This window comes from Streptococcus hyointestinalis (assembly GCF_011039275.1).
GTDB classification, from domain to species: Bacteria; Bacillota; Bacilli; order Lactobacillales; family Streptococcaceae; genus Streptococcus; species Streptococcus hyointestinalis_A.
Genome location: NZ_JAAKGB010000001.1, coordinates 231,847 through 255,575 on the forward strand (window position 1 = coordinate 231,847; position 23,729 = coordinate 255,575).

A 23,729-nucleotide genomic window follows, 5' to 3' on the forward strand; every position below is an offset into this window, starting at 1 on the left:
GATGAAAACTGTTTTACAAGCTTTTGTAGACCAAGTCATTGCAAATAGTCGTTTTGATGAGCTAGATCGTATCTATCTAAATAATCGTATCATGTCTTTGGTAGGTGAAGAGGGCGTGGCAGCAGAAGCGAAAAGTAGTGAGTTGATTGCCCTTAAGGAACAGCTAGTAGCTATTGCTTATCACAATGGTAAGGTAGGTGACAGTTTCGCTGAGCAGGACTGTCTAGGGGCTAGTCTCATGGACTTTATCACCCCCTGTCCGAGCCAACTCAATCATGACTTTTGGAAGACCTATGAAAGCTCCCCAAAGCAAGCAATCGCTGACTTCTATCAACTCAGCAAGCGTAATGACTATATCAAAACAAAAGCAATCGCTAAAAATATCGCCTACAGCACAAAAACAGCCTATGGGGACTTAGAGATTACCATCAATCTCTCAAAACCTGAAAAAGATCCTAAGGCAATCGCTAAAGCTAGAGAACTCCCCCAATCAGACTACCCTAAGTGTCAGCTCTGCATGGAAAACGAGGGCTATCAAGGAAGAATCAATCACCCAGCTAGAGCCAATCATCGCATTATTCGTTTTGACCTAGAGGGAGAGACTTGGGGCTTTCAGTATTCTCCTTATGCTTACTTTAATGAGCATGCGATTTTTCTCTGCGGCAAGCACACACCAATGCAGATCAGCCAAGTGACCTTTGAGCGCTTGCTGGCAATTGTCGAGCGTTTTCCTGATTATTTTGCAGGAAGCAATGCAGATTTGCCTATTGTCGGTGGCTCGATTTTGACACACGAGCATTATCAGGGCGGACGTCACACCTTTCCCATGGAAAAGGCAGAGATAGAGCATTCTTTTGTTGTGAAGGGATTTGACAAGGTAAAGGCGGGTGTAGTAAAATGGCCTATGACCGTTATTCGTCTCAAAAGTCGACAAAAAGAGGAAATCATCACTTTAGCAACCAAGATTTTTTTAGCGTGGCAATCTTACTCAGATGAGAGCGTTGGCGTTTTAGCTAGGTCACACGGTGAATCTCATCACACAGTGACACCCATTGCTAGAAAAAAAGGAGATGTTTTTGAACTGGACTTGGTGCTACGTGATAACCAAACGTCAGAGCAATACCCAGACGGTATCTACCACCCACATCCAGATGTTCAGCACATCAAAAAGGAAAATATCGGACTGATTGAGGTCATGGGCTTAGCCATATTGCCGCCACGTCTCAAAGAAGAGCTAGAAGAGGTGGAAAAGTATCTCTTAGATGAGCCACACCAGATGGCAGACTACCACAGAGAGTGGGCAAAAGCCATCAAAGAGGCTCACCCTGATGTGACAAGAGATAAGGTAGCAGATCTTGTCCATGAAGCTGTTGGTTTGGTCTTTGCTCGTGTGCTTGAGGATGCAGGTGTCTATAAGCGTGATACTAAAGGGCAAAAAGCTTTGCTGCGTTTTATTGACAGCTTAGGCTTAGAATAAGGGTTGAAAGATAGAAAGGATAAGCGCTACAGGTAGCGCAAGGGATGCTTATGGCAATTTTAGTCTTAGGTGGTGCGGGCTATATCGGCTCACACATGGTGGATCGTTTGATTGAAAAGGGAGATGAAGAGGTGGTTGTCGTTGACAACCTTGTGACTGGTCACAGACAGGCTGTTCATCAAAAGGCGCGTTTTTACGAGGGAGACATCGCTGATAAGGACTTTATGCGCAAGGTCTTTAGCGAAAATCCAGAGATTGATGCCATTATCCACTTTGCTGCTTTTTCCCTTGTGGCTGAGTCTGTCGCAGAGCCACTCAAGTACTTTGACAATAACACAGCAGGTATGATTAGCCTGCTTGAGGTTATGCGTGAGTTTGACGTGAAAAAGATTGTCTTTTCATCAACTGCAGCGACTTATGGTATCCCAGAGGAGAGTCCAATCCTTGAGACAACTCCGCAAAAACCAATCAACCCTTACGGTGAGAGCAAGCTCATGATGGAAACCATCATGAAATGGACAGACCAAGCCTACGGTATCAAGTTTGTAGCGTTGCGCTACTTTAACGTAGCAGGAGCTAAGCCAGACGGCTCTATCGGTGAGGATCATGGACCAGAGACACACTTACTTCCTATCGTTTTACAGGTAGCGCAAGGCAAGCGTGACAAGCTCATGATTTTTGGCGATGACTATCAGACACCAGATGGGACAAATGTCCGTGACTACGTGCACCCATTTGACCTTGCTGACGCTCATCTTCTTGCTGTCGACTATCTAAGAGCTGGTAAGCCCTCAACGGCTTTCAACCTTGGCTCATCGACTGGTTTTTCAAATCTCCAAATCGTTGAGGCAGCTCGCCGTGTGACAGGAGCAGCCATTCCTATGGAAATCGCAGAGCGCCGCCCTGGAGACCCAGATACCCTCGTTGCTTCTTCGCAAAAAGCAAGAGAAGTTCTCGGATGGAAACCTGTTTTTGACGACATTGACAAAATCATCGAAACCGCTTGGGCATGGCACTCTAGCCACCCAAATGGCTATGAGGACTGATTTACTAATGACAGAAGCTAGGAACTCCCTAGCTTCTTTTTGCGTAGCGATTAGTTGCCTTTTAAGGCTAAAAAAGGTATCATGAAAGCACTAAAAACCAAAGGAGAACAATTATGACATTTGATGAAGCTATTAAACAGATGACAGAAGTGCGCATTGCTGATTTAGAAGGAGCGCTTACAAAAGGTGAGGATGTGATTGCCTTTATCGGGCGTCCAACCTGTCCATACTGCCAACTTTTTGCTCCAAAACTTGCCCAAGTTATCAGTGAAACAGGGGCTAAAGTCAGCTACCTAGAGAGTGATAACGTCGAGGACGCCAATGCTATTGCTGCCTTTCGTGACGCTAACACTATCCCAACAGTACCAGCTCTTTTAGTGGCTAAAGCTGGTCAGGTGCGTGTGGTGTGCGACTCATCACTTAGCCCAGAAGCGATCAAAGATTTTATCGGCGAATAGCTGTTAGAACTTGCTAGAAGCCAAGATTTTTGATATAGTATAATGGCTCTTAGAAAACGAAGGTTCGTTTTTTAGTAAATGACAGATTAGAGGAGACATTATGCCAGCAATAATTATGATTGTGCTGATGGTGGCTATGATTTGGTTCATGCAACGTAGCCAGAAAAAGCAAGCACAACAACGTCAAGAACAATTAAACGCTATCCAACCAGGTGATGAGGTTGTCACTATCGGTGGGCTTTATGGTAAAATTGACGAAGTTGATCGTGACGCTCAAAAGATGGTTCTTGACATCGAAGGTGTTTACCTTACTTTTGAGATTGCAGCGATTAAGCGTGTCGTTTCAAAAAATGAAACAGCAAGTGAAGAAGCAACAAGCACACCTGCTATCGAGACAACGGACTCTGCTGTGTCAAGTGATGATGACAAGACAGACGAAGCTGTAGACACGAAAGACTAAGCTTTTTAGAGCGATGACATAAAAAGAGACTAGATATTCTAGTCTCTTTTTTGTAAGTAAACAGCTAAACACGCTAAAAACGTTTAATATTGTGCCTAAATATGGTAAAATAAAGGAATAAGAAATTTTGTCTTTTTAGAATAAAGCTAAAAAGACCGGTTAAGGATTATGATGTTTACGTTTAAGAAAAAACAAACAGCGACGACGCTGGAAAAAATTCCCAACCATATCGGTATCATCATGGATGGTAACGGTCGTTGGGCTAAAAAACGCTTACAACCACGTGTCTTTGGGCACAAAGCTGGTATGGATGCGCTGCAGGATGTCACTATCGCAGCGTCTGACCTTGGTGTCAAAGTACTCACGGTCTACGCCTTTTCAACGGAAAATTGGTCACGACCTAGAGATGAGGTGTTTTTTATCATGAATCTCCCTGTCGAGTTTTTTGATAAATACGTGCCAAAGCTCCATGAAAATAATGTGCGTGTCCAAGTGATTGGCGAGCTGGAGCGTTTGCCTGAGGCAACACTTGATGCCATGAACCGAGCTATTGCAAAGACCAAGCACAACTCTGGTTTGGTGCTTAACTTTGCCCTCAACTACGGTGGACGAAGTGAGCTAGTTGAGGCGACTAAACAAATCGCTCAAGCAGTACAAAAGGGCGAGCTCGATCCAGCTGCTATCAATGAAGACACGATTGCCAGTCATCTCATGACTAGCGAGCTACCTTACCTGTACCGAGATCCTGATCTCATCATCAGAACAAGCGGTGAGTTGCGTCTTAGCAATTTCTTGCCTTGGCAGTCTGCTTACAGTGAATTTTACTTTACAAAGACCTTGTGGCCTGATTTCAAACGAGACGGGCTTTATGAGGCAATCAAAGAATACAACCAACGCCAACGCCGATTTGGTGGTGTTTAAGGAGTTATTTTATGAAAGAACGCATTATCTGGGGTGCGATAGCACTGGCTATTTTTCTACCTTTTCTCTATTTTGGTGGTTTGCCGTTTCAGCTCTTAATCGGTATTCTTGCCATGATTGGAGTGTCTGAAATGCTCAAAATGCGCCGTTTAGAAATCTTTTCATTTGAAGGGGTTCTAGCCATGTTAGCAGCCTTTGTGCTGACGGTGCCGCTGGACAACTACCTTGGCTTTTTGCCAGTGGACGCTAGCTTTTCAGCTTACAGTATCCTTGTCCTCTTGATATTGGCAGGCACGGTCCTTAATAGCAGTCGCTACTCTTTTGAGGAGGCAGCTTTTCCGATTGCAGCGAGTCTCTATGTGGGGATTGGTTTTCAAAACCTCATCAATGCCCGTATCGCAGGCTTTGACAAGGTGCTCTTAGCCCTCTTTATCGTCTGGGCAACAGATAGCGGTGCTTACTTTATCGGACGCCAGTTTGGTCAGCACAAGCTTTTGCCTGCCGTGTCGCCTAATAAAACGATTGAAGGCAGTCTAGGTGGTATCTTGTCTGCTGTGGTGGTGGCTTTTGTCTTTATGCTGGTGGACAAGTCGGTCTACGCTCCACACAATTTTATCGTCATGCTGTTTTTAGTGGTTCTCTTTAGTATCTTTGGGCAGTTTGGGGATTTGGTGGAGAGCAGTATTAAGCGCCGCTACGGTGTCAAGGACTCTGGCAAGCTCATTCCTGGGCACGGCGGTATCTTAGACCGCTTTGATAGCATGATTTTTGTCTTTCCGATTATGCACTTCTTTGGTTTATTCTAGTCTTTGAAGGGAAGTCTATAAAGAAAGGAATGCTATGTTAGGAATTATCACTTTCATCATCATCTTTGGGATTATCGTCATTGTACACGAGTTTGGGCATTTCTATTTTGCTAAAAAATCTGGTATCCTAGTGCGTGAGTTTTCTATCGGCATGGGACCAAAGATTTTTGCCCATCGTGGTCAAGACGGAACGACCTACACGCTACGTATCTTGCCGCTAGGTGGTTATGTACGTATGGCAGGTTGGGGTGATGATACAACTGAGATTAAGACAGGAAGCCCAGCTAGTCTCACGCTAAATAGCGAGGGCGTTGTGACTTGTATCGACCTCTCTCAAAAAACGTCCAATATGAATAGTCTCCCGATGAATGTCACAAGCTATGACTTGGAGGATAAGCTTGTCATTACTGGGCTTGTCATGGATGAGACCAAGACCTATCCTGTCGACCATGACGCTACTATCATCGAGGAGGACGGCACAGAGCTGAGGATTGCTCCGCTTGATGTGCAGTATCAAAATGCTAGCGTCTGGGGGCGTCTCATCACCAACTTTGCTGGTCCCATGAACAACTTCATCCTAGGGGCTGTGGTTTTTGTCCTACTAGCCTTTGTCGCTGGTGGTGTGTCTGACTACTCGAGCAATCACTTCCGTGTGACCTCAGACGGTGCCATGTATCAAGCAGGTGTGCGTGACAATGATCAGATTTTAAAAATCGGAAGTCAAAAGGTCACCAACTGGGAAAGTTTGGTTGAGGCAGTGGACAGCTCAACAGATGGACTCAAAGAAGGTCAGACCATCGCAGTCACTGTCAAGTCTCACAATAAAACAAAGACCCTCAACATCACACCTAAAAAGCAAAATGGCTCTTATATGATTGGTGTTCAGCCAGCTCTCAAAACCAGCCTGACCGATAAAATCTTTGGTGGGCTCAAGCAGGCTTGGGACAGTGCCTTTCTCATCCTCAACAGTCTAAGAGGCTTGATTACAAACTTTAGCCTCAATAAGCTAGGAGGTCCTGTCGCTATGTATCAGATGAGCAATCAAGCGGCTAGCGCAGGCTTTGAGACTGTCCTGCAGCTCCTTGGTATGCTCTCTATCAACCTTGGGATTATGAACCTCATTCCGATACCTGCCCTTGACGGTGGTAAGATTGTCATCAATATCTTAGAAGCCATCAGACGTAAGCCCCTTCGTCAGGAGACAGAGACTTACATCACTCTAGCAGGTGCGGCTTTCATGGTTATCCTCATGATAGCTGTCACATGGAATGACATCATGCGTGCCTTTTTCTAGAAAGATATCAAACGAACAAGCTAATCTAGCTTGTTCCTATTTTGAAAAAAAGAAAGGAAGTCGCTTTTGCGACTAGTGTAGACAATGAAACAATCAAAAATGCTTATTCCAACCCTTCGTGAGATGCCAAGCGATGCACAGGTCATCAGCCACGCTCTCATGCTAAGAGCAGGTTATGTCCGTCAAGTGTCTGCGGGGATTTACGCTTACCTGCCATTAGCACAGCGTACTCTTGAGAAGTTCAAGGCAATCATGCGTGAAGAGTTTGAAAAGATCGGTGCGGTTGAAATGCTAGCACCAGCGCTTTTGACAGCTGACCTTTGGCGTGAGTCAGGGCGTTATGAGACCTATGGTGAGGACCTCTACAAGCTCAAAAACCGTGACGGTTCAGACTTTATCCTAGGTCCTACACATGAGGAGACCTTTACCAGCCTTATCCGTGACGCCATCACGTCTTATAAGCAATTGCCGATGAATGTCTATCAAATCCAGCCAAAATACCGTGATGAAAAGCGCCCACGTAACGGTTTACTGCGTACACGTGAGTTCATCATGAAAGACGGCTATAGCTTCCACCAAAGCTATGAGGATTTGGATGTGACTTACGAGGACTATCGTAAGGCTTATGAAAATATCTTTACCCGTGCTGGGCTTGATTTCCGTGGCATTATCGGCGATGGTGGTGCTATGGGTGGTAAGGACAGCCAAGAGTTCATGGCGATTACACCAGACCGCACAGACCTTAACCACTGGTTAGTGCTTGACAAGTCTATCACGTCTATCGAGGACATTCCAGAGGATGTGCTAGAGGAGATTAAGGCGGAGCTATCGTCATGGCTAGTCTCTGGTGAGGACACGATCGCCTACTCTACAGAGTCTGGCTACGCTGCCAACCTCGAGATGGCGACAAATACCTTTGAAGTATCTACCAAAGTTCAAGCCCAAGATGATGTCGTAAAAGTGGAAACACCAAACTGCAAGAGCATTGACGATGTGGCTGCTTTCTTACAAGTTGAGGAAGAGCAGACAGTCAAAACCCTGCTCTTTATGGCAGATGGTGAGCCCGTTGTTGTGCTACTTGTCGGCAATGACCAAGTCAACGACGTCAAACTGAAAAACCATCTCGGAGCCAACTTCCTTGAGCCAGCGACAGAAGCCGACGCCAACCGTGTCTTTGGTGCCAACTTTGGCTCACTTGGTCCTGTCGGCTTAGCGGATGATGTGCGTATCATCGCAGACCGCAAGGTGCAAAATGTAGCAAATGTCGTTGTCGGCGCCAACGAAGACGGCTATCACTTGACAGGTGTCAACCCAGAGCGTGACTTCACAGCTGAGTACGTGGACGTTCGTGAGGTGAGAGAAGGCGAGGTCGCACCAGACGGCAAGGGTGTCCTCAAGTTTGCACGAGGCATTGAGATTGGACACATCTTTAAACTTGGTACACGCTACTCTGAGAGCATGGGTGCTACGATTTTGGATGAAAATGGTCGCTCTATCCCTATCATCATGGGAAGCTACGGTATCGGTGTCAGCCGTATCCTATCAGCAGTCATTGAGCAGCACGCTCGCCTCTTTGTCACTAAGACCCCTAAAGGCGCTTACCGCTACTCATGGGGGATTAACTTCCCAGAAGAGCTGGCACCGTTTGATATTCACTTGATTACGGTCAATGTCAAGGACGAAGAAGCCGTTGCTTTGACAGATAAACTCGAAGCTGAGCTCATGGCAAAAGGTTATGAAGTCCTCACAGACGACCGCAATGAACGTGTCGGCTCAAAATTCTCAGACAGCGACTTGATTGGTCTGCCTATCCGTGTGACGGTCGGTAAGAAAGCTTCTGAAGGCATTGTCGAGGTCAAGCTAAAAGCCACAGGTGACACCATTGAGGTCAATAGTGAAAACCTCATTGAAACCCTTGAAATCTTAACCAAAAAAGACTAATAAACCCATCTCCCAAGATATTTCTTGGGAGATTTTGAGTTATGAGACTTTTTTATCTCAATCCTCTAACACTTTGATGACAAGCTTCTTTATTCTTGAGTTGTTCTATTTTACTATGCTATAATGGCAGTAGTATTAGTAGGTAGAAGGAAAGTTCAATGCGAAAATCATTTGTGGTACGTCTGGTCAGTGCTGTAGCTATTTTAGGGGTGGGTGCAGCCTTGATCAAATCTTATAGTTCAAGTGGCACTCAAGCAAAGGCAGAGACAGGAACGACTGTGTCTAGCACTCGCAGTTTTATTGACGCTATTGCGCCAACAGCACGGCAGATTGGGCAAGAATACGACTTGTATGCGTCTGTTTTGATTGCGCAAGCTGTTTTAGAGTCTAGTAATGGGCAGTCTGCTCTTTCTCAAAGCCCTTATTACAACCTTTTTGGCATTAAGGGCAGTTATAATGGCTCTCAAGTGACCATGACGACTTGGGAGGATGATGGCAGTGGCAACGCTTATCAGGTTAATGCAGCCTTTCGGGCTTATCCTAGCTATGCGGCGTCCCTTTACGACTATGCAAGTGTCCTCAACTCAGACTACTATGCAGGCGTCCACAAGTCTAATACCTCATCGTATCTCGATGCGACAGCCTCTCTGACTGGCACCTATGCGACTGACACCAGCTATGCTACAAAGCTCAATCAAATCATCGCAACCTATGGCTTGACGGCTTATGATACGGTGGACCTTGGCACAGGTAGCTATGCTAGTGGTCAAGTCTGGAACAGCTATCGAGGCAGCTATACTGACCAAGCCACCCTAGATGAGGATACCGCTTGGGCAAATCGTTAAAGAAGTTAGGACAAAAGTTCCTAGCTTCTTTTTCCTCTATCGCCTTTTCATCGAAAAAGCTCAGCATTTATGTTAAAATAGGGAAGAGAAAGACCAAGGAGAGTGTCATGTCGGAATTATTTAAGCAACTAATGGAACAGATAGAGATGCCACTTGAGATGAGACAGTCAAGTGCTTTTTCATCTGCTGATATTCGTGAGGTCAAGGTGCATGCTATCTCACGTTTGTGGGAGTTTCACTTTGTCTTTGATGGGATTTTGCCTATTGAGATCTATCGTGAGTTGCATGAGCGCTTGACGTCAACCTTTAAAAAGGCGGACATCACAGCGACCTTTGATATTGCAGCACGACATATTGAACTGTCTGATGAGCTGTTAGCGGCTTATTATGAGGAGGCATTTGCACACTCTCTTTGCGATAGTGCAAACTTTAGAAGCTCTTTTTCGGGTTTGTCTATCCATTATGATGGGCAGAAGGTTCAGATTTTTTGCCCAGACTTTGTCAATAACGACCATTTTCGTAAAAATCATATCCCCAATCTCACAAAACAGTTTGCTTTGTTTGGCTTTGGTGAGTTGACTTTTGAGTTGATTTCGGATGACGAAAAGACCAAGGAACTGCAGATGTCTTATGAGACAAATCGTGAGCAGTTGATGGAAAAAGCGACACAAGAAGTCACAAAAGCGTTAGAATCGCAAAAGTCATTGGAGGCGTCTATGCCGCCTGATGATGCGCAAAAGCCAGCTTATGATTTCAAAGAACGTGCCCAAAAACGTCAGGCACAGTTTGACAAAGCAGATATCACACCGATGATTGAGGTGACGACTGAGGAAAATCGGATTGTCTTTGAGGGTCTGGTCTTTGATGTGGAGCGCAGGACGACCCGCACAGGACGTCATATCATTAGCTTTAAGATGACCGACTACACCTCCTCTTTTGCCATGCAACGTTGGGCAAAGGACGATGAGGAGCTCGCCAAGTACGATATGATTGCTAAAGGTGCTTGGCTACGTGTGCGTGGTAATATCGAGCACAATCAATGGACTAAGGCTCTGACCATGAATGTTCAAGACGTCAAGACTATTGTGCACAATGAGCGTAAGGACTTGATGCCAGAGGGCAAGAAGCGTGTGGAGTTTCACGCCCACACCAATATGTCCACTATGGACGCTCTGCCTACGGTTGAGGACTTGATTGACAAGGCAGCCAAATGGGGACATCCAGCCATTGCTATCACTGACCATGCCAATGTCCAGTCCTTCCCGCACGGCTATCACAAGGCGAAAAAGGCTGGTATCAAGGCGATTTTTGGCTTAGAAGCTAACATCGTTGAAGCTATGGTGCCTATTGCTTACAATGAAGTGCCTATGGATCTTCACGAGGCGACCTATGTGGTCTTTGACGTGGAGACGACAGGGCTCTCTGCGGTCAATAACGACCTCATCCAAATTGCCGCCTCAAAGATGTACAAGGGCAATATCATCGAGCAGTTTGATGAGTTTATCGACCCAGGGCACCCTCTGTCTGCCTTTACGACAGAGCTGACAGGGATTACGGACAATCATGTCAAGGGTTCAAAGCCTCTACTTCAAGTTCTTCAAGAGTTTCAAGACTTTTGCCGTGACACAGTGCTTGTCGCCCACAATGCCACCTTTGACGTTGGCTTTATGAATGCCAACTATGAGCGTCAGGGATTGCCTACTATCACGCAGCCAGTGATTGATACCTTGGAGTTTGCACGTAACCTCTATCCTGAGTACAAGCGCCACGGTCTAGGACCTTTGACCAAGCGTTTTCAAGTGTCGCTGGAGCACCACCACATGGCAAACTACGATGCCGAAGCCACTGGGCGCCTGCTCTTTATCTTCCTCAAGGAAGCCAGAGAAAACCGTGGGGTTAATGACCTTTCTGAGCTGAACACAAAGCTCGTCTCTAAGGACTCTTACAAAAAAGCACGGGTCAAGCATGCGACCATCTACGTGCAAAATCAGACGGGCTTAAAAAATATCTTTAAGCTGGTCAGCCTCTCCAATGTCAAGTATTTTGAAGGGGTGGCTCGTATTCCACGTCCTGTGCTGGATGAGTACCGTGAGGGGCTCTTAATCGGCAGTGCCTGCTCAGAAGGAGAGGTCTTTGACACTGTTCTCTCGCAAGGTGTGGACGCTGCGGTTGAGGTGGCTCGCTATTATGACATGATTGAGGTTATGCCGCCAGCTATTTATCAGCCCTTGGTGGCACGTGAGCTGATCAAGGACGAGGAGGGCATTCATCAGGTTATCCGTGATGTCATCGAAGTGGCAAGGCGAGCTGGAAAGCCTGTTCTTGCGACGGGAAATGTCCACTACCTAGAGCCTGAGGATGAGATTTACCGTGAGATTATCGTCAGAAGTCTCGGTCAAGGGGCAATGATTAACCGCAATATCGGACGTGGTGAGCATGCTAAGCCCGCACCGCTACCAAAAGCCCACTTTAGAACGACCAATGAAATGTTGGATGATTTTGCTTTCCTCGGTGAGGAGTTGGCTTATGAGATTGTCGTGACCAATACACAAGCTTTTGCTGAGCGCTTTGAGGAGGTTGAGGTGGTCAAAAAAGACCTCTACACACCTTTTATCCCACGGGCTGAGGAGCAGGTCGCTGAGATGACCTATCAGCGTGCCTTTGAGCTTTACGGCAATCCACTTCCAGATATTATTGACCTGCGGATTGAAAAAGAGCTGGCGTCTATTTTGGGAAATGGCTTTGCTGTGATTTATCTAGCGTCGCAGATGTTGGTGCAGCGTTCCAATGAGCGTGGCTATCTGGTAGGCTCTCGGGGGTCTGTCGGCTCAAGCTTTGTGGCGACCATGATTGGTATCACCGAGGTCAATCCTATGCCACCGCACTATGTCTGCCCGTCTTGTAGACACTCTGAGTTCATCACAGACGGTTCTGTCGGCTCAGGCTTTGACTTGCCCAATAAAAACTGCCCAGAGTGCGGTACGCTCTATAAAAAAGATGGACAGGACATTCCTTTTGAGACCTTCCTTGGCTTTGATGGTGACAAGGTGCCTGATATCGACCTTAACTTCTCTGGAGATGACCAACCGCATGCGCACTTGGATGTGCGTGACATTTTCGGAGAAGAGTATGCCTTTCGAGCTGGTACCGTTGGTACGGTTGCGGACAGGACGGCTTACGGTTTTGTCAAGGGTTATGAGCGTGACTATGGCAAGTTCTACCCAGAAGCAGAAGTGGACCGTCTAGCTCTAGGGGCGTCTGGTGTCAAGCGCAGCACTGGTCAGCACCCAGGGGGAATCGTTGTTATCCCTAACTACATGGATGTTTATGACTTTACACCAGTGCAGTACCCAGCCGATGACCTTTCTGCTGAGTGGCAGACGACCCACTTTAACTTCCACGATATTGATGAAAATGTCCTCAAGCTTGATATTCTGGGGCATGATGACCCGACTATGATTCGTAAATTGCAGGACTTGTCAGGCATTGACCCACAGACTATCCCAGCCGATGACCCTGAGGTCATGAAGCTCTTTTCAGGGACAGAGGTGCTTGGAGTGACTGAGGAGCAGATTGGCACCTCAACGGGCATGCTTGGTATCCCAGAATTTGGGACAAACTTTGTCCGTGGCATGGTGGATGAGACCCATCCGACCACCTTTGCGGAGCTTTTGCAGCTATCAGGTCTTTCTCACGGGACAGACGTCTGGCTGGGCAATGCCCAAGATTTGATTAAAGACGGCATTGCGACCTTGTCGACTGTGATTGGCTGTCGTGACGACATCATGGTTTATCTCATGCACGCAGGGCTTGAGCCCAAGATGGCTTTTACCATTATGGAGCGTGTACGTAAAGGGCTTTGGCTCAAAATCTCTGAAGAAGAGCGCAACGGCTATATTGCAGCCATGCGGGAAAATAATGTTCCTGACTGGTACATCGAGTCTTGTGGAAAGATTAAGTACATGTTTCCAAAAGCCCATGCAGCAGCCTATGTTATGATGGCGCTTCGTGTGGCTTACTTCAAGGTACACCACCCGATTTTCTACTACTGTGCTTACTTCTCTATTCGTGCTAAAGCTTTTGAGCTCAAGACTATGAGTGCAGGGCTTGATGCGGTGAAGCGCCGTATGGAGGACATCAAGGAAAAGAAACGCAACAACGAAGCTTCAAATGTTGAAAATGATTTGTTTACCACCTTGGAGCTGGTCAATGAAATGCTGGAGCGTGGCTACAAGTTTGGTCAGCTGGACCTCTACCGCAGCGACGCCACCGAGTTTATCATTGACGGTGATACTCTTATCCCGCCTTTTGTTGCCCTCGATGGACTGGGTGAAAACGTTGCAAAACAGCTGGTCGCAGCTAGAAGTGAAGGCGAGTTTCTCTCCAAGATGGAACTCAGAAAACGAGGCGGTCTGTCCTCTACACTCGTTGACAAGATGGACGAGATGGGTATCCTAGGCAATCTCCCCGAAGATAACCAGCTCAGTCTATTTGATGATTTCTTTTAAGGAGGCAAGACATGAAATTAAGCATTCAAACAGACAACAACCACACAGACAAACACTTTAGCTATAGCTTAGAGCTATCTAGTATCAATATCGCAGCTATAACGCTAACGGCGTGCGCTTCGATGTTGACCGCACACTGGGTATCTACACACTATGCCAAAATTAAAAAATAATGCCGTCAAGGCTATGGTCGTCATGCGAAAAGCTTTTCGGACAGTTGATAGCAAGACCTCAGAGACCTTTAGAAGTCTTGGCTTGACGCCGACACAATTTTCCGTTCTAGATGTCCTCTATGCTAAGGGTGAGATGACCATCGGTCAGCTGGTGGATAATATCCTAGCCACCTCTGGCAATATGACCCTTGTCCTCAACAACATGGAGAAAAACGGCTGGATTAAGCGGCAAAAGAGCTCTTGTGATGGGCGTGCCTTTACCATCAGTCTGACAGATAAAGGGATTGAGCTTATCGAGAAAGCTCTGCCCGCCCACATCGAGCGTGTCGAGGAAGTTTTTGCTGTCCTTAGCGAGGACGAGCAGGAGCAGCTCATCACGCTGCTCAAGAAATTTCGTCAAGCACGCTGAAAACCTCTTTATCTTGCATAATTTTTCATATCTGCTATACTAAAGATAAATGAAAAAGGAGGACAGAATCATGTGGACCATTAAGCCATTTGAAGAGTTGACGACCAAAGAACTATTTGATATTTATTATCTGAGGACTGCTGTTTTTGTGGTAGAGCAGGAGTGCTACTACCAAGAAGTGGACGAAGCAGACTTAAAGAGCTTTCACGTTTGCTTGACCAAGGACAGTGAGCTGGTTGCTTATTGCCGTCTCATCCCAGACCAAGAGTCCATTCACCTTGGACGTGTGGTCGTGCCAAAGGCACATCGTAAGGACGGTTACGGACGAGACTTGGTGCAGACAGCCCTTGACTATTGCAAGGAACACTTCCCAAATCTTCCTGTCCACGCCCAAGCGCAAAGCTACCTCCAAAACTTCTACGCCTCCTTTGGCTTTGAGCCAATCTCAGACGTCTACCTCGAAGACGGCATTCCTCACCTAGACATGATTAAAAAGTAACAACCACAAGGTTGTTGCTTTTTTTGAGTATATAATCAAAAAAGAATATATAAATAAAAAAAGTAATTTTTGTATTGACAAAATGGTTTTGAAAGCAGTATAATAGATGTCGTATAGGGAGATTATAGGTGGAAAAGTTATCGAGAAATAATAGCAGAGAGTGCTTATAATGCTGATAAGTGATAATTTTGTATATCTCAAGCAGAATTATCGCTTTTTGTTTTGTCAGTTAGTCATAAGGAGAAGATAAAGGGTGTTATTAAGAAAGTATAAGGATTTTTGTCAGTTGTTTTTGGGACGCTTGATTAGTAATTGTGGGGATTCTATCTATACTATCGTCTTGTCGTGGTATGTGCTGGAGATGACAAATAGTGCTTGGTATGTAGGGGTGTTAAATTTTCTCATCTTTATCCCCAATACCTTTTCTTTTCTATTTGGCAAAAAGATTGACGCTTTACCTAAAAAGCGTTTACTCATCTTTCTAGAGTTAGCACAGTTAGTGGCAGTAGTAGGTATCATACTAGGAATAATCTTAAACAGTATCAATACTAATTTGAGCCTAATTCTTATATTTACATGTGTTTTTCTAGCGTCTACTGTAGGATTAAATACTTATACTGTCCAAGACGCTCTTGTCCCTAAAATTGTTCCCTCTAAAGACTTAGCTAAAGCGGAGATGTATATGTCCGTAGCTTACAATGGAACGGAGTATGTCTTTACGGCTATCAGTGGTTTCTTACTTTCTGTCATAAGTTACATCCCTTTGCTTTTACTTGATGTTTTGACATTTTTAGCGTCTATTTTACTGTTTAGAAAAATAGAGTTTGAAGAAACGATTAAAAAGACAGATGAATCAACAGATTTCTTAAGCGGTCTACGCTTTATTTGGCAAAATAAAGTGGTTTTGTTGATTACTTTAGGCGGAGCAGCTGCTAATTTTCTCTTTGCTGGTTTAAATGTTTATCAACTCTTGATTGCAAAAGATGTTGGAAATGCTGCTTTTTATGGGTTTTTAGTGTCTGCGAGTGCTATTGGTACTTTATTAGGGACAACAGTTGTGGCTAACTTTGTTTTACAAAAGATGAGTGTTGGACAAGCCTTTTGGTTGGCGACGGTTCTTTTTGGTCTTGGTATAGGCTTGACCAGCTTGGCGCAGAATAGTTTTGTTTTATTAGGCATTTGGTTTATCTCCTGCTTGTTTCTTGGCATTACACACGTGGCTCAAAAGCCTATCCTACAAACAGAGATTCCAGATGACTGTCTGGGTGAAGTTTTCAGTGCTTTCTACACGGTAACCATTCCAACTCTTGCTGTCGGTTCTCTTGTGTTTGGGTTTGTCGCTAAGTTTCTTTCGTGGCGCTTATTTGTTCTTGTGTTTGCTATTTCTTTTCTCATGATTGGTTTTCTTTATTTTTCAAATAAAAAACTAAGACAGTATGATATTTCCTAAATCTCTATTAGCTGTTATAATAGTGATAATCGGGAGGAAAAATGATAACGGATATTGCAACATTGATTAAGGTTAAACGTAAAGAAAAAGGGCTTACTCAAAAAGAGTTAGCCGAAGGAATTTGTGTCCAAGCTGTCATCAGCAAGATTGAAAAAGGGGAGACGACTCCTTCAGTAGACCTTTTTTTCAAATTAGCTAAAAAGCTAGATATTGATATGTCAGTCATTTCTAGTATGTTTGACTTGAATAACACTGCTCATCATAACGGTGTCTACTCGGACAAGGTCAAGCAGTTACTTTATATGAGGGATTATGATAATCTTGCTTATGTGTTAAAGACCTTAAATCCTGCTGAGATGACTGAAGAAGAGCTGCTTTATTACGAGTGGTTGAGGGCTATTGCTGGCTATATGACCAAGCAAATCTCTTTTACCAAAACGATAGAACGTTTAAACGCACTTTTACCCAAAACAAAGACTACCTATCAACAACTATATCTTAAGATAGTTTCTGCTATCGGTAGCATTTATAGCGACAATCAAGAAAACGCACTTGCTCTTTCTGCCTTTGAGTCCATTGTCAATGATTATCAAGTTAGTCATGACTTTCGAGACCGTGTTACTTTTTTATACAGTATTTCCAGAGCTTACTTTGTAGAGGGAGACATTGATAAGTCCTTGACTTACATTTCAAAAGCTATTGATGAGTTACTCGAAGAAAAATCGATGTATTTGCTAGGTGATTCTCTATTGATGAGGGCTTACATTTTAGAGAGCATGAAGTTGTATGATGAAGCTAAAAAGTATTGCCATCAAGCCATTACTCTTTTTGAATTGGAAAATAAGGAGCTTCTTAAAAATATGGCTCAAAAATTAGGGATAGATATTGAGGAGAAGGATAAATGAAGCGATTACACTTATTATCACTTGTAGCATTATTTTTGCTAATGATTCCACCAATCATTTTTTAAGACATGATTAAAAAGTAACAACCACTTGGTTGTTGCTTTTTTGCTATGTGTGAGCTAGATATTTTACAAGCAGCATTTTTTGTCCTATAATTACTACATAGTAATAAATGATTAAGGGGAATAAAGATGAAAAATATTTTATTTGTTGTTGGTTCACTTAGGGAAGGGTCTTTTAACGGGCAGTTGGCTAAAGAAGCGGAAAAAATGCTAGAAGGCAAGGCAAATGTCACTTATCTGGACTGGAAGGATGTGCCTATGTTTAACCAAGAGTTGGAGGCACCTGTTCTTCCTGCTGTGCAAGCCGTGCGTGATGAAGTGGCAAAGGCTGACGCTATCTGGATTTTCTCACCAGTTTACAACTTCTCTATCCCAGGTCCTGTGAAAAACCTCTTGGACTGGTTGAGTCGTGCCATTGATTTGTCTGATACGACAGGTATTTCAGCCATTCATGACAAGGTTACGACCGTTTCTTTGGTGGCAAATGGTGGTCATGAGCAAGCCGCAGAGATTTACCGCAACTTGATGCCATTTATCCGCACCCAGTTTGTCGATGAAATCACCTACTCACGTGTCAATGACTCTGCATGGGCAGATGGCAATTACCAAGCCACACCAGAAGTTTTAGCTGACCTCAAAAAGCAAGCAACAGCACTGCTAAGAGAAATGGGTGCTTAATTTATAAATAGGTTAAGAGATTGATGACTTTTGTTGCAATCTCTTTTCTTTTTCAAACTATAGCTAGCTCTAGTTATTAGGAAGTTTAAAAAGTCAGAAACTTGTGATACAATAATTCAACACCCAATTTTTTGTTTTTTGAGAGGAGTTTATATGAGCAATCATTTATTGGTGTTGCAATCGGATTTTGGCTTAGTGGATGGGGCTGTGTCAGCTATGATAGGGGTGGCACTCCAAGAGGCACGAGATCTTGATATTCATCACCTGACGCACGATATTACCCCTTATAATATCTTTGAGGCGTCTTATCGTCTTTTCCAGACGATTGAGTATTGGCCAAGCGGGACGACTTTTGTGTCCGTCGTTGACCCAGGTGTTGGCTCAAAGCGTAAGAGTGTTGTCGCTCTGACAGAGACAGGTCAGTATATCGTCACACCAGACAATGGGACCTTGTCTTACATAAAAAAACATGTCGGTATCAAGGCGGTGCGTGAGATTTCCGAGGTAGAAAATCGCAGAAAAAATACCGAGCTGTCTTACACTTTCCATGGGCGTGATGTCTATGCCTACACAGGAGCTAAGCTGGCTAGCGGTCACATCAGCTTTGACGAGGTAGGTCCAGAGCTGTCTGTCGACCATATCGTTGAGCTGCCTGTTGTTGAGACCAAGGTCGAAGACGGTGCGGTGATGGGCGCTATTGACATCCTAGATGTGCGCTTTGGTTCGCTTTGGACTTCTATCACTCGAGAAGAGTTTTACAGCCTCAAGCCAGAGTTTGGGCAACGTTTTGAGGTGACTATCTTTAACAATGACATGCTGGTTTATCAAAACCAAGTCACCTATGGCAAGTCCTTTGCTGATGTGCGTATCGGACAACCTCTTATCTACATCAACTCGCTCTACCGTGTGGGGCTTGCCATTAACCAAGGGTCATTTGCCAAGGCTTACAATGTCGGTGTCGGCTCAAACTGGCGCATTGACATCCGTCGTTTAGAAAATTAGGAGTTATCATGCAAAATCAATCCATCAAAAAAGTTGTTGCTATCGGTATCGGGGCTGCACTCTTTGTCATCATCGGGATGTTGATTAACATTCCAACGCCTATCCCAAACACGAGCATTCAGTTGCAGTACGCTGTTTTAGCGCTCTTTGCTATCATCTATGGACCTAGTGTCGGTTTTTTCACAGGGCTTATCGGGCATGCTCTAAAGGACGCTTTTCAGTATGGAAATCCATGGTGGACATGGGTTTTAGTCAGTGCCTTGATTGGGCTTGCTATCGGGCTTTTGGCAAAGAAAATCAACATCGAAAAAGGCTATCTAACAGCTAAGGACTATCTTTGGTTCAATATCGTCCAAGTTGCCGCTAACATCGTTGGTTGGGGGATTTTAGCGCCGTGGGGTGACGTTGCTATCTACCACGAAGCAAGCAACAAAGTCTATGCTCAAGGATTTTTATCCGCTGGGGTCAACAGCCTAACCATTGCTATTGGCGGCAGTTTACTGCTTGCAGCCTACGCCAAGAGCCGTACCAAGGCAGGTAGTCTCAGCAAAGATTAACAAAAAGGAAGTAGCGTGTGAGTACATTATTGGAGTGGAAGGATTTTAGCTTTCAGTATCATAGTCAAGCCGAAAAGACGCTGACAGATATTAACTTAACCATTGAAAAAGGGGCGAAAGTGCTTATTGTAGGACCTTCTGGTTCTGGTAAGTCAACGCTAGGCAATCTCATCAACGGTCTCATTCCAAACAGCTATCAAGGAACAAAGACTGGCGAGTTCACTATCAGCCAAAAGGACGCCTACAGTCCGTCTATCTATGATAAGTCGCTTCTGGTCTCAACAGTTCTGCAAGACCCAGATGGTCAGTTTATCGGGCTGAGTGTCGCTGAGGACATCGCCTTTGCGCTGGAAAATGACAATGTCGCAAAAGACGAGATGACTAGACGTGTCCATGACTGGGCAAAGCGTCTGCAGCTAGAGCCGCTTCTTGACAAGCGTCCGCAGGATTTGTCTGGTGGGCAAAAGCAGCGGGTCAGCCTAGCAGGTGTCCTCATTGATGAGAGTCCGATTTTACTCTTTGATGAGCCGCTTGCCAATCTCGACCCCAAGTCTGGTCAGGACGCTATTGATTTGATTGATCGCCTGCACCGTGAGCAAAATGCCACGACTATCATCATCGAGCACCGTCTAGAAGATGTCTTGTACCGTCAGGTGGATCAGATTGTCGTCGTGGATGAGGGGAAAATCGTCTTTGACGGCACGCCAGATACGCTGTTGAAGACCAACATCCTAGAAGAACACGGCATTCGTGAGCCCTTGTACATTACAGAGCTTAGGCATTTGAGCTATTCTTTTGAGGGGGACAAGCCGTTCAGTAACCTTGATAAGCTGGATCTGAGTCAAGTGCAGTTTGAAAAAGCTTACACTGAGACCAAGCCTGAAGCCAAAGAGGTTATCTTATCTGCTGAAAATCTAGAGTTTGGCTATGATGAGAATCATCTGATTTTAAAGGGCATTAGCTTTGATTTGCACAAGGGTGAGAAGATTGCCATTGTCGGCAAAAATGGTGCTGGTAAGTCAACGCTGGCAAAAAGCCTCTGCCAATTTGTCACACCAAGTGGTAAGCTTTATTTCAAGGGGCAAGAAATCAGCGCTGACTCCATCAAGCAGCGTGCAGACAGGATTGGCTACGTCCTGCAAAATCCTAATCAGATGATTAGTCAGACCATGATTTTTGATGAGGTGGCGCTGGGGCTTCGCTTGCGTGGTGTCGCTGAAGAAGAGGTAGCTAAGCGTGTGGAGGCGACACTCAAAGTGTGTGGGCTTTATCCATTTCGCAAGTGGCCTATCTCTGCGCTGTCCTTTGGGCAGAAAAAACGGGTCACTATCGCTTCTATCCTCGTGCTAAATCCCGAGGTTATCCTGCTGGATGAGCCAACGGCTGGTCAGGATAAGCGCCACTATGAGGAGATGATGTCCTTTTTAGAGGAGCTTAGCCAAAAGGGGCATACCATCATCATGATTACCCATGACATGCAGCTCATGCTAGAGTATGCGGACCGCACGCTTGTCATTACAGATGGGGAGCTTTTGGCTGACTGTACGCCAATCGAGCTCTTTTCAGATGAGGCAGTACTTGAGAAAGCCTATCTCAAAAAGACCAGTCTCTATCAGCTAGCAGAAAAAATCGGTGCTGACTCAAGAGCGCTGACCAAGGACTATATCGCTAAAAAGGAGGATGTGCATGGCTAATTCACTACTGGGCTATCAAGAAGGTCAAGGCTTTTTCTACCAGCTCTCAGGAGCAAGTAAGCTTTTAGCCTTTATCTTCATTTCGGTGGCGTGTATGATCAGCTACGACACCCGCCTGCTCCTTTTTGTGGGGATTGCGTCTAGCGTTTTGCTCTATTTTTCCAATATCAAGTGGCGTCAGATTTCCTTTGTCGTGACCGTTATCGCCATTTTTGCGCTTCTAAATGTCCTCATGGTCTATCTGTTTTCGCCAAACTATGGAGCGACTATTTATGGCAAGTCAACGGTGCTGATTAAAGGTATTGGCTGGTATCAGCTGACTAGTCAAGAGCTTTTTTACCTCTTTAATCTGGTACTCAAGTATCTGTGTACAACACCGCTAGCGCTTCTCTTTTTAGTGACAACACAGCCAAGCCAGTTTGCCTCAAGTCTCAATCGCCTTGGTGTGTCTTACAAGATTTCCTATGCGGTTAGTCTGACGCTTCGCTACATCCCAGATGTGCAAGAGGAGTTTCAGATGATTAAGCAATCTCAGCAGGCACGTGGCTTGGAGTTGTCCTCAAAAGGCAAACTCTACGAGCGCATTAAGGGTAATCTCAGAATCATCATCCCTTTGATTTTTAGCTCGCTTGAGCGCATTGACACGGTCTCAACGGCTATGGAATTGAGACGCTTTGGGAAAGAAAAAAAGCGCACTTGGTACCGTGCGCAAGCCATGACCACAAAAGATTACTTGGTCATTGGCATTTCTGTTCTTATCCTAGCTGTGAGCATTTGGCTGATTGTGGTCAATCAAGGGCGTTTTTACAATCCTTGGAACTAAAACAAAAGAAGCTGGGACAAAAGTTCCCAGCTTTTATTTTATAGACTGATGTACGAGACGCAGTGGTTTGGAGAAACTCTAGTGACTTTAGTCACTTAAGAGTTTCCCATGCACAATTGATTAGGTACTTTAGTACCAATCAATCCCTGTGAGTGTGCTCTAATGCGTCGATAAATCAACTATTATAGCCCTTTTTGATATCAAGTTTCACTTGATTTTATTTCCAACCTCAAAAGGTTTTGTGAACCTTTTGAGCTGTATGCGGAGGTGGGTTAAAAAGGTTCGGGAGAACCTTTTTAATTGGGAAATAACACTTACGAAGTAAGTGCCTAGACTTTACATCACATTTCTACGAAATGGCCGATTTTTGTCCCACTCTCTTTTCTTTTGTCGGAAATATTGTCATATAATTTTAAATAGACTATAAATAACGATTTTGTTATAATATTATGAGTAAATGATGGTGAGTGCTTTGATGCTGTGCTCGTGATGTAGCATGGCTTTGGGGTACTTTTTGTGTGAATAAGGAGGATTTCTCTTGGAATTTCTTGCCAATCTTGTATTGATTTTGCTGGCGACGACCTTGGCAGGGCACTACTGTGCACGCATTGGTTTGCCTGCGGTTTTGGGGCAGTTGCTGGTTGGTGTGATTATCGGACCTGCTATTTTGGGTTGGGTGACCATGACAGATTTCATTCATGATATGTCAGAGTTAGGGGTCATTATCCTTATGTTTTTAGCGGGACTTGAGAGTGATTTGGACCTTTTGAAGCGCTATCTAAAGCCAAGTGTTTTAGTGGCTGCTCTAGGTATCTTGGTGCCTGCTGCTTCTAGCACGGCTGTTGCGTTCGCTTTTGGCTTATCCATGATGGAGAGTATCTTTATTGGGGTCTTGTTTGCAGCGACTTCGGTTTCTATCTCGGTAGCCGTCATGAAGGAGCTTGGCGTGCTCTCGGGTAAGGGCGGTGCGACCATTCTAGGGGCTGCGGTCATTGATGATGTGGTGGCAGTTATTCTCTTGAGTGTCATGGTGAGCATGATTGGAGGTAGCAGCGAAGGCTCGGCTTCTCTTGGATTGACGCTTCTTGAGCAGCTCTTGTACTTTATCAGCATTTTCTTTGTGGTTCGCTACATTGCACCATTCCTAGCTAGACTGGGCAAGCGTCTCTTGCTACCAGTTGGTGCGACCCTTCTTGCCATGATTTTGTGTTTGGGAATGGCTTACATCGCAGACCTTGCGGGCTTGAGTGCGGTGGTTGGTGCTTTCTTTGCAGGAATCGCTATCGGTCAAACCTCTGTACGTCACGAGGTCAATCAATCCATCGAGCCTATCGGCTATGCTGTTTTCATCCCAGTCTTTTTCGTCAGTATCGGCTTAAACATGCGCTTTGATGGGATTTCAAGTCAGCTTTGGTTGATTGTCATCATGAGTGTCGTCGCTGTGCTTAGTAAGCTTCTTGGAGCTGGATGTGGGGCTAAGCTGGCTAAGTTTTCAATGGGCGAGTCCGCCTTTGTCGGAGCGGGGATGATTTCTCGTGGCGAGATGGCGCTTATCATCGCCCAAGTCGGCTATCAAAGCCAGTTGATAAAGACTGACACTTACTCGGCTTTGGTGACGGTTATCATCATCACAACGCTGGTCGCTCCTTTCCTACTTAAAGCGACAGCGCAGTATGTGCCAAAGGACAATGAAAAGGTTTAGAGCTTTGCTCTAAACCTTT

The 23,729-nt window shown here is 45.0% G+C and carries 21 protein-coding genes; all 21 read left to right on the forward strand.

Annotation, left to right across the window (positions count from 1 at the left end; translation table 11 throughout):
* The first annotated feature begins 1 nt into the window (after position 1).
* The 21 genes from galT (at position 2) to G5B60_RS01435 (ending at position 23,710) form a co-directional block, all read left to right on the forward strand.
* Positions 2-1,477, forward strand: coding sequence for a UDP-glucose--hexose-1-phosphate uridylyltransferase (gene galT, locus G5B60_RS01335; RefSeq protein ID WP_164682231.1), 1,476 nt, complete (start codon positions 2-4; stop codon positions 1,475-1,477).
* 50 nt (positions 1,478-1,527) lie between these two features.
* Positions 1,528-2,523: a UDP-glucose 4-epimerase GalE gene (gene galE, locus G5B60_RS01340; RefSeq protein ID WP_164682232.1), complete on the forward strand. Its 996-nt coding sequence runs from the start codon at positions 1,528-1,530 to the stop codon at positions 2,521-2,523.
* A 110-nt stretch (positions 2,524-2,633) separates the two neighbouring features.
* Complete coding sequence (locus G5B60_RS01345) at positions 2,634-2,981, forward strand: thioredoxin domain-containing protein (RefSeq protein ID WP_430523652.1); 348 nt, start codon at positions 2,634-2,636, stop codon at positions 2,979-2,981.
* A gap of 100 nt (positions 2,982-3,081) precedes the next feature.
* Positions 3,082-3,441 carry a preprotein translocase subunit YajC gene (gene yajC / locus G5B60_RS01350; protein WP_164682234.1) on the forward strand — a complete coding sequence of 120 codons (360 nt, stop codon included), beginning with the start codon at positions 3,082-3,084 and terminating at the stop codon, positions 3,439-3,441.
* A 171-nt stretch (positions 3,442-3,612) separates the two neighbouring features.
* Positions 3,613-4,362: an isoprenyl transferase gene (locus G5B60_RS01355; protein WP_164684074.1), complete on the forward strand. Its 750-nt coding sequence runs from the start codon at positions 3,613-3,615 to the stop codon at positions 4,360-4,362.
* An 11-nt stretch (positions 4,363-4,373) separates the two neighbouring features.
* Positions 4,374-5,168, forward strand: coding sequence for a phosphatidate cytidylyltransferase (locus G5B60_RS01360; RefSeq protein WP_164682235.1), 795 nt, complete (start codon positions 4,374-4,376; stop codon positions 5,166-5,168).
* 34 nt (positions 5,169-5,202) lie between these two features.
* A complete protein-coding gene (gene rseP, locus G5B60_RS01365) occupies positions 5,203-6,462 on the forward strand; it encodes an RIP metalloprotease RseP (protein WP_115268102.1) in 1,260 nt (419 codons plus the stop codon).
* Between the two features lie 84 nt (positions 6,463-6,546).
* Positions 6,547-8,403, forward strand: a complete 1,857-nt coding sequence (locus G5B60_RS01370; RefSeq protein ID WP_206225081.1) for a proline--tRNA ligase — start codon at positions 6,547-6,549, stop codon at positions 8,401-8,403.
* A gap of 158 nt (positions 8,404-8,561) precedes the next feature.
* The gene (locus G5B60_RS01375) at positions 8,562-9,248 is read left to right on the forward strand and encodes a glycoside hydrolase family 73 protein (protein ID WP_164682236.1); all 687 of its coding nucleotides are present in this window, start codon (positions 8,562-8,564) and stop codon (positions 9,246-9,248) included.
* Between the two features lie 107 nt (positions 9,249-9,355).
* Positions 9,356-13,756 carry a PolC-type DNA polymerase III gene (locus G5B60_RS01380; protein ID WP_164682237.1) on the forward strand — a complete coding sequence of 1,467 codons (4,401 nt, stop codon included), beginning with the start codon at positions 9,356-9,358 and terminating at the stop codon, positions 13,754-13,756.
* Between the two features lie 11 nt (positions 13,757-13,767).
* Positions 13,768-13,929 (forward strand): hypothetical protein, encoded by a 162-nt coding sequence (locus G5B60_RS01385; protein ID WP_164682238.1) that lies wholly within the window; start codon positions 13,768-13,770, stop codon positions 13,927-13,929.
* Complete coding sequence (locus G5B60_RS01390) at positions 13,910-14,338, forward strand: MarR family winged helix-turn-helix transcriptional regulator (protein WP_164682239.1); 429 nt, start codon at positions 13,910-13,912, stop codon at positions 14,336-14,338. The genes G5B60_RS01385 and G5B60_RS01390 overlap by 20 nt, the downstream gene beginning before the upstream one ends.
* 70 nt (positions 14,339-14,408) lie before the next feature.
* Positions 14,409-14,837 carry a GNAT family N-acetyltransferase gene (locus G5B60_RS01395; RefSeq protein WP_164682240.1) on the forward strand — a complete coding sequence of 143 codons (429 nt, stop codon included), beginning with the start codon at positions 14,409-14,411 and terminating at the stop codon, positions 14,835-14,837.
* Between the two features lie 253 nt (positions 14,838-15,090).
* Positions 15,091-16,287, forward strand: coding sequence for an MFS transporter (locus tag G5B60_RS01400; protein WP_164682241.1), 1,197 nt, complete (start codon positions 15,091-15,093; stop codon positions 16,285-16,287).
* 41 nt (positions 16,288-16,328) lie between these two features.
* Positions 16,329-17,192, forward strand: coding sequence for a helix-turn-helix domain-containing protein (locus G5B60_RS01405; protein ID WP_164682242.1), 864 nt, complete (start codon positions 16,329-16,331; stop codon positions 17,190-17,192).
* A gap of 191 nt (positions 17,193-17,383) precedes the next feature.
* On the forward strand, positions 17,384-17,932 hold the full coding sequence (locus G5B60_RS01410) for an NADPH-dependent FMN reductase (RefSeq protein ID WP_164682243.1): 549 nt from the start codon (positions 17,384-17,386) through the stop codon (positions 17,930-17,932).
* A 153-nt stretch (positions 17,933-18,085) separates the two neighbouring features.
* On the forward strand, positions 18,086-18,934 hold the full coding sequence (locus G5B60_RS01415) for an SAM hydrolase/SAM-dependent halogenase family protein (RefSeq protein WP_164682244.1): 849 nt from the start codon (positions 18,086-18,088) through the stop codon (positions 18,932-18,934).
* A gap of 8 nt (positions 18,935-18,942) precedes the next feature.
* Positions 18,943-19,491 carry an ECF-type riboflavin transporter substrate-binding protein gene (locus G5B60_RS01420; RefSeq protein WP_164682245.1) on the forward strand — a complete coding sequence of 183 codons (549 nt, stop codon included), beginning with the start codon at positions 18,943-18,945 and terminating at the stop codon, positions 19,489-19,491.
* Positions 19,492-19,508: 17 nt separating this feature from the next.
* A complete protein-coding gene (locus G5B60_RS01425) occupies positions 19,509-21,185 on the forward strand; it encodes an ABC transporter ATP-binding protein (protein ID WP_164682246.1) in 1,677 nt (558 codons plus the stop codon).
* The gene (locus G5B60_RS01430; RefSeq protein ID WP_164682247.1) at positions 21,178-22,008 is read left to right on the forward strand and encodes an energy-coupling factor transporter transmembrane component T family protein; all 831 of its coding nucleotides are present in this window, start codon (positions 21,178-21,180) and stop codon (positions 22,006-22,008) included. The genes G5B60_RS01425 and G5B60_RS01430 overlap by 8 nt, the downstream gene beginning before the upstream one ends.
* A 538-nt stretch (positions 22,009-22,546) precedes the next feature.
* Positions 22,547-23,710 (forward strand): cation:proton antiporter, encoded by a 1,164-nt coding sequence (locus G5B60_RS01435; protein WP_164682248.1) that lies wholly within the window; start codon positions 22,547-22,549, stop codon positions 23,708-23,710.
* The last annotated feature ends 19 nt before the right edge of the window (positions 23,711-23,729 follow it).

Excerpts from the sequence above, each read along its gene's own strand:
- G5B60_RS01395 (WP_164682240.1), top strand. The coding sequence starts at position 14,409 with ATGTGGACCATTAAGCCATTTGAAGAGTTGACGACCAAAGAACTATTT.
- G5B60_RS01355 (WP_164684074.1), top strand. The coding sequence starts at position 3,613 with ATGTTTACGTTTAAGAAAAAACAAACAGCGACGACGCTGGAAAAAATT.
- G5B60_RS01375 (WP_164682236.1), top strand. The coding sequence starts at position 8,562 with ATGCGAAAATCATTTGTGGTACGTCTGGTCAGTGCTGTAGCTATTTTA.
- G5B60_RS01370 (WP_206225081.1), top strand. The coding sequence starts at position 6,547 with ATGAAACAATCAAAAATGCTTATTCCAACCCTTCGTGAGATGCCAAGC.
- galE (WP_164682232.1), top strand. The coding sequence starts at position 1,528 with ATGGCAATTTTAGTCTTAGGTGGTGCGGGCTATATCGGCTCACACATG.
- G5B60_RS01420 (WP_164682245.1), top strand. The coding sequence starts at position 18,943 with ATGCAAAATCAATCCATCAAAAAAGTTGTTGCTATCGGTATCGGGGCT.
- G5B60_RS01430 (WP_164682247.1), top strand. The coding sequence starts at position 21,178 with ATGGCTAATTCACTACTGGGCTATCAAGAAGGTCAAGGCTTTTTCTAC.
- G5B60_RS01380 (WP_164682237.1), top strand. The coding sequence starts at position 9,356 with ATGTCGGAATTATTTAAGCAACTAATGGAACAGATAGAGATGCCACTT.
- G5B60_RS01415 (WP_164682244.1), top strand. The coding sequence starts at position 18,086 with ATGAGCAATCATTTATTGGTGTTGCAATCGGATTTTGGCTTAGTGGAT.
- G5B60_RS01390 (WP_164682239.1), top strand. The coding sequence starts at position 13,910 with ATGCCAAAATTAAAAAATAATGCCGTCAAGGCTATGGTCGTCATGCGA.
- G5B60_RS01385 (WP_164682238.1), top strand. The coding sequence starts at position 13,768 with ATGAAATTAAGCATTCAAACAGACAACAACCACACAGACAAACACTTT.
- rseP (WP_115268102.1), top strand. The coding sequence starts at position 5,203 with ATGTTAGGAATTATCACTTTCATCATCATCTTTGGGATTATCGTCATT.
- galT (WP_164682231.1), top strand. The coding sequence starts at position 2 with ATGAAAACTGTTTTACAAGCTTTTGTAGACCAAGTCATTGCAAATAGT.
- G5B60_RS01405 (WP_164682242.1), top strand. The coding sequence starts at position 16,329 with ATGATAACGGATATTGCAACATTGATTAAGGTTAAACGTAAAGAAAAA.
- yajC (WP_164682234.1), top strand. The coding sequence starts at position 3,082 with ATGCCAGCAATAATTATGATTGTGCTGATGGTGGCTATGATTTGGTTC.
- G5B60_RS01410 (WP_164682243.1), top strand. The coding sequence starts at position 17,384 with ATGAAAAATATTTTATTTGTTGTTGGTTCACTTAGGGAAGGGTCTTTT.
- G5B60_RS01360 (WP_164682235.1), top strand. The coding sequence starts at position 4,374 with ATGAAAGAACGCATTATCTGGGGTGCGATAGCACTGGCTATTTTTCTA.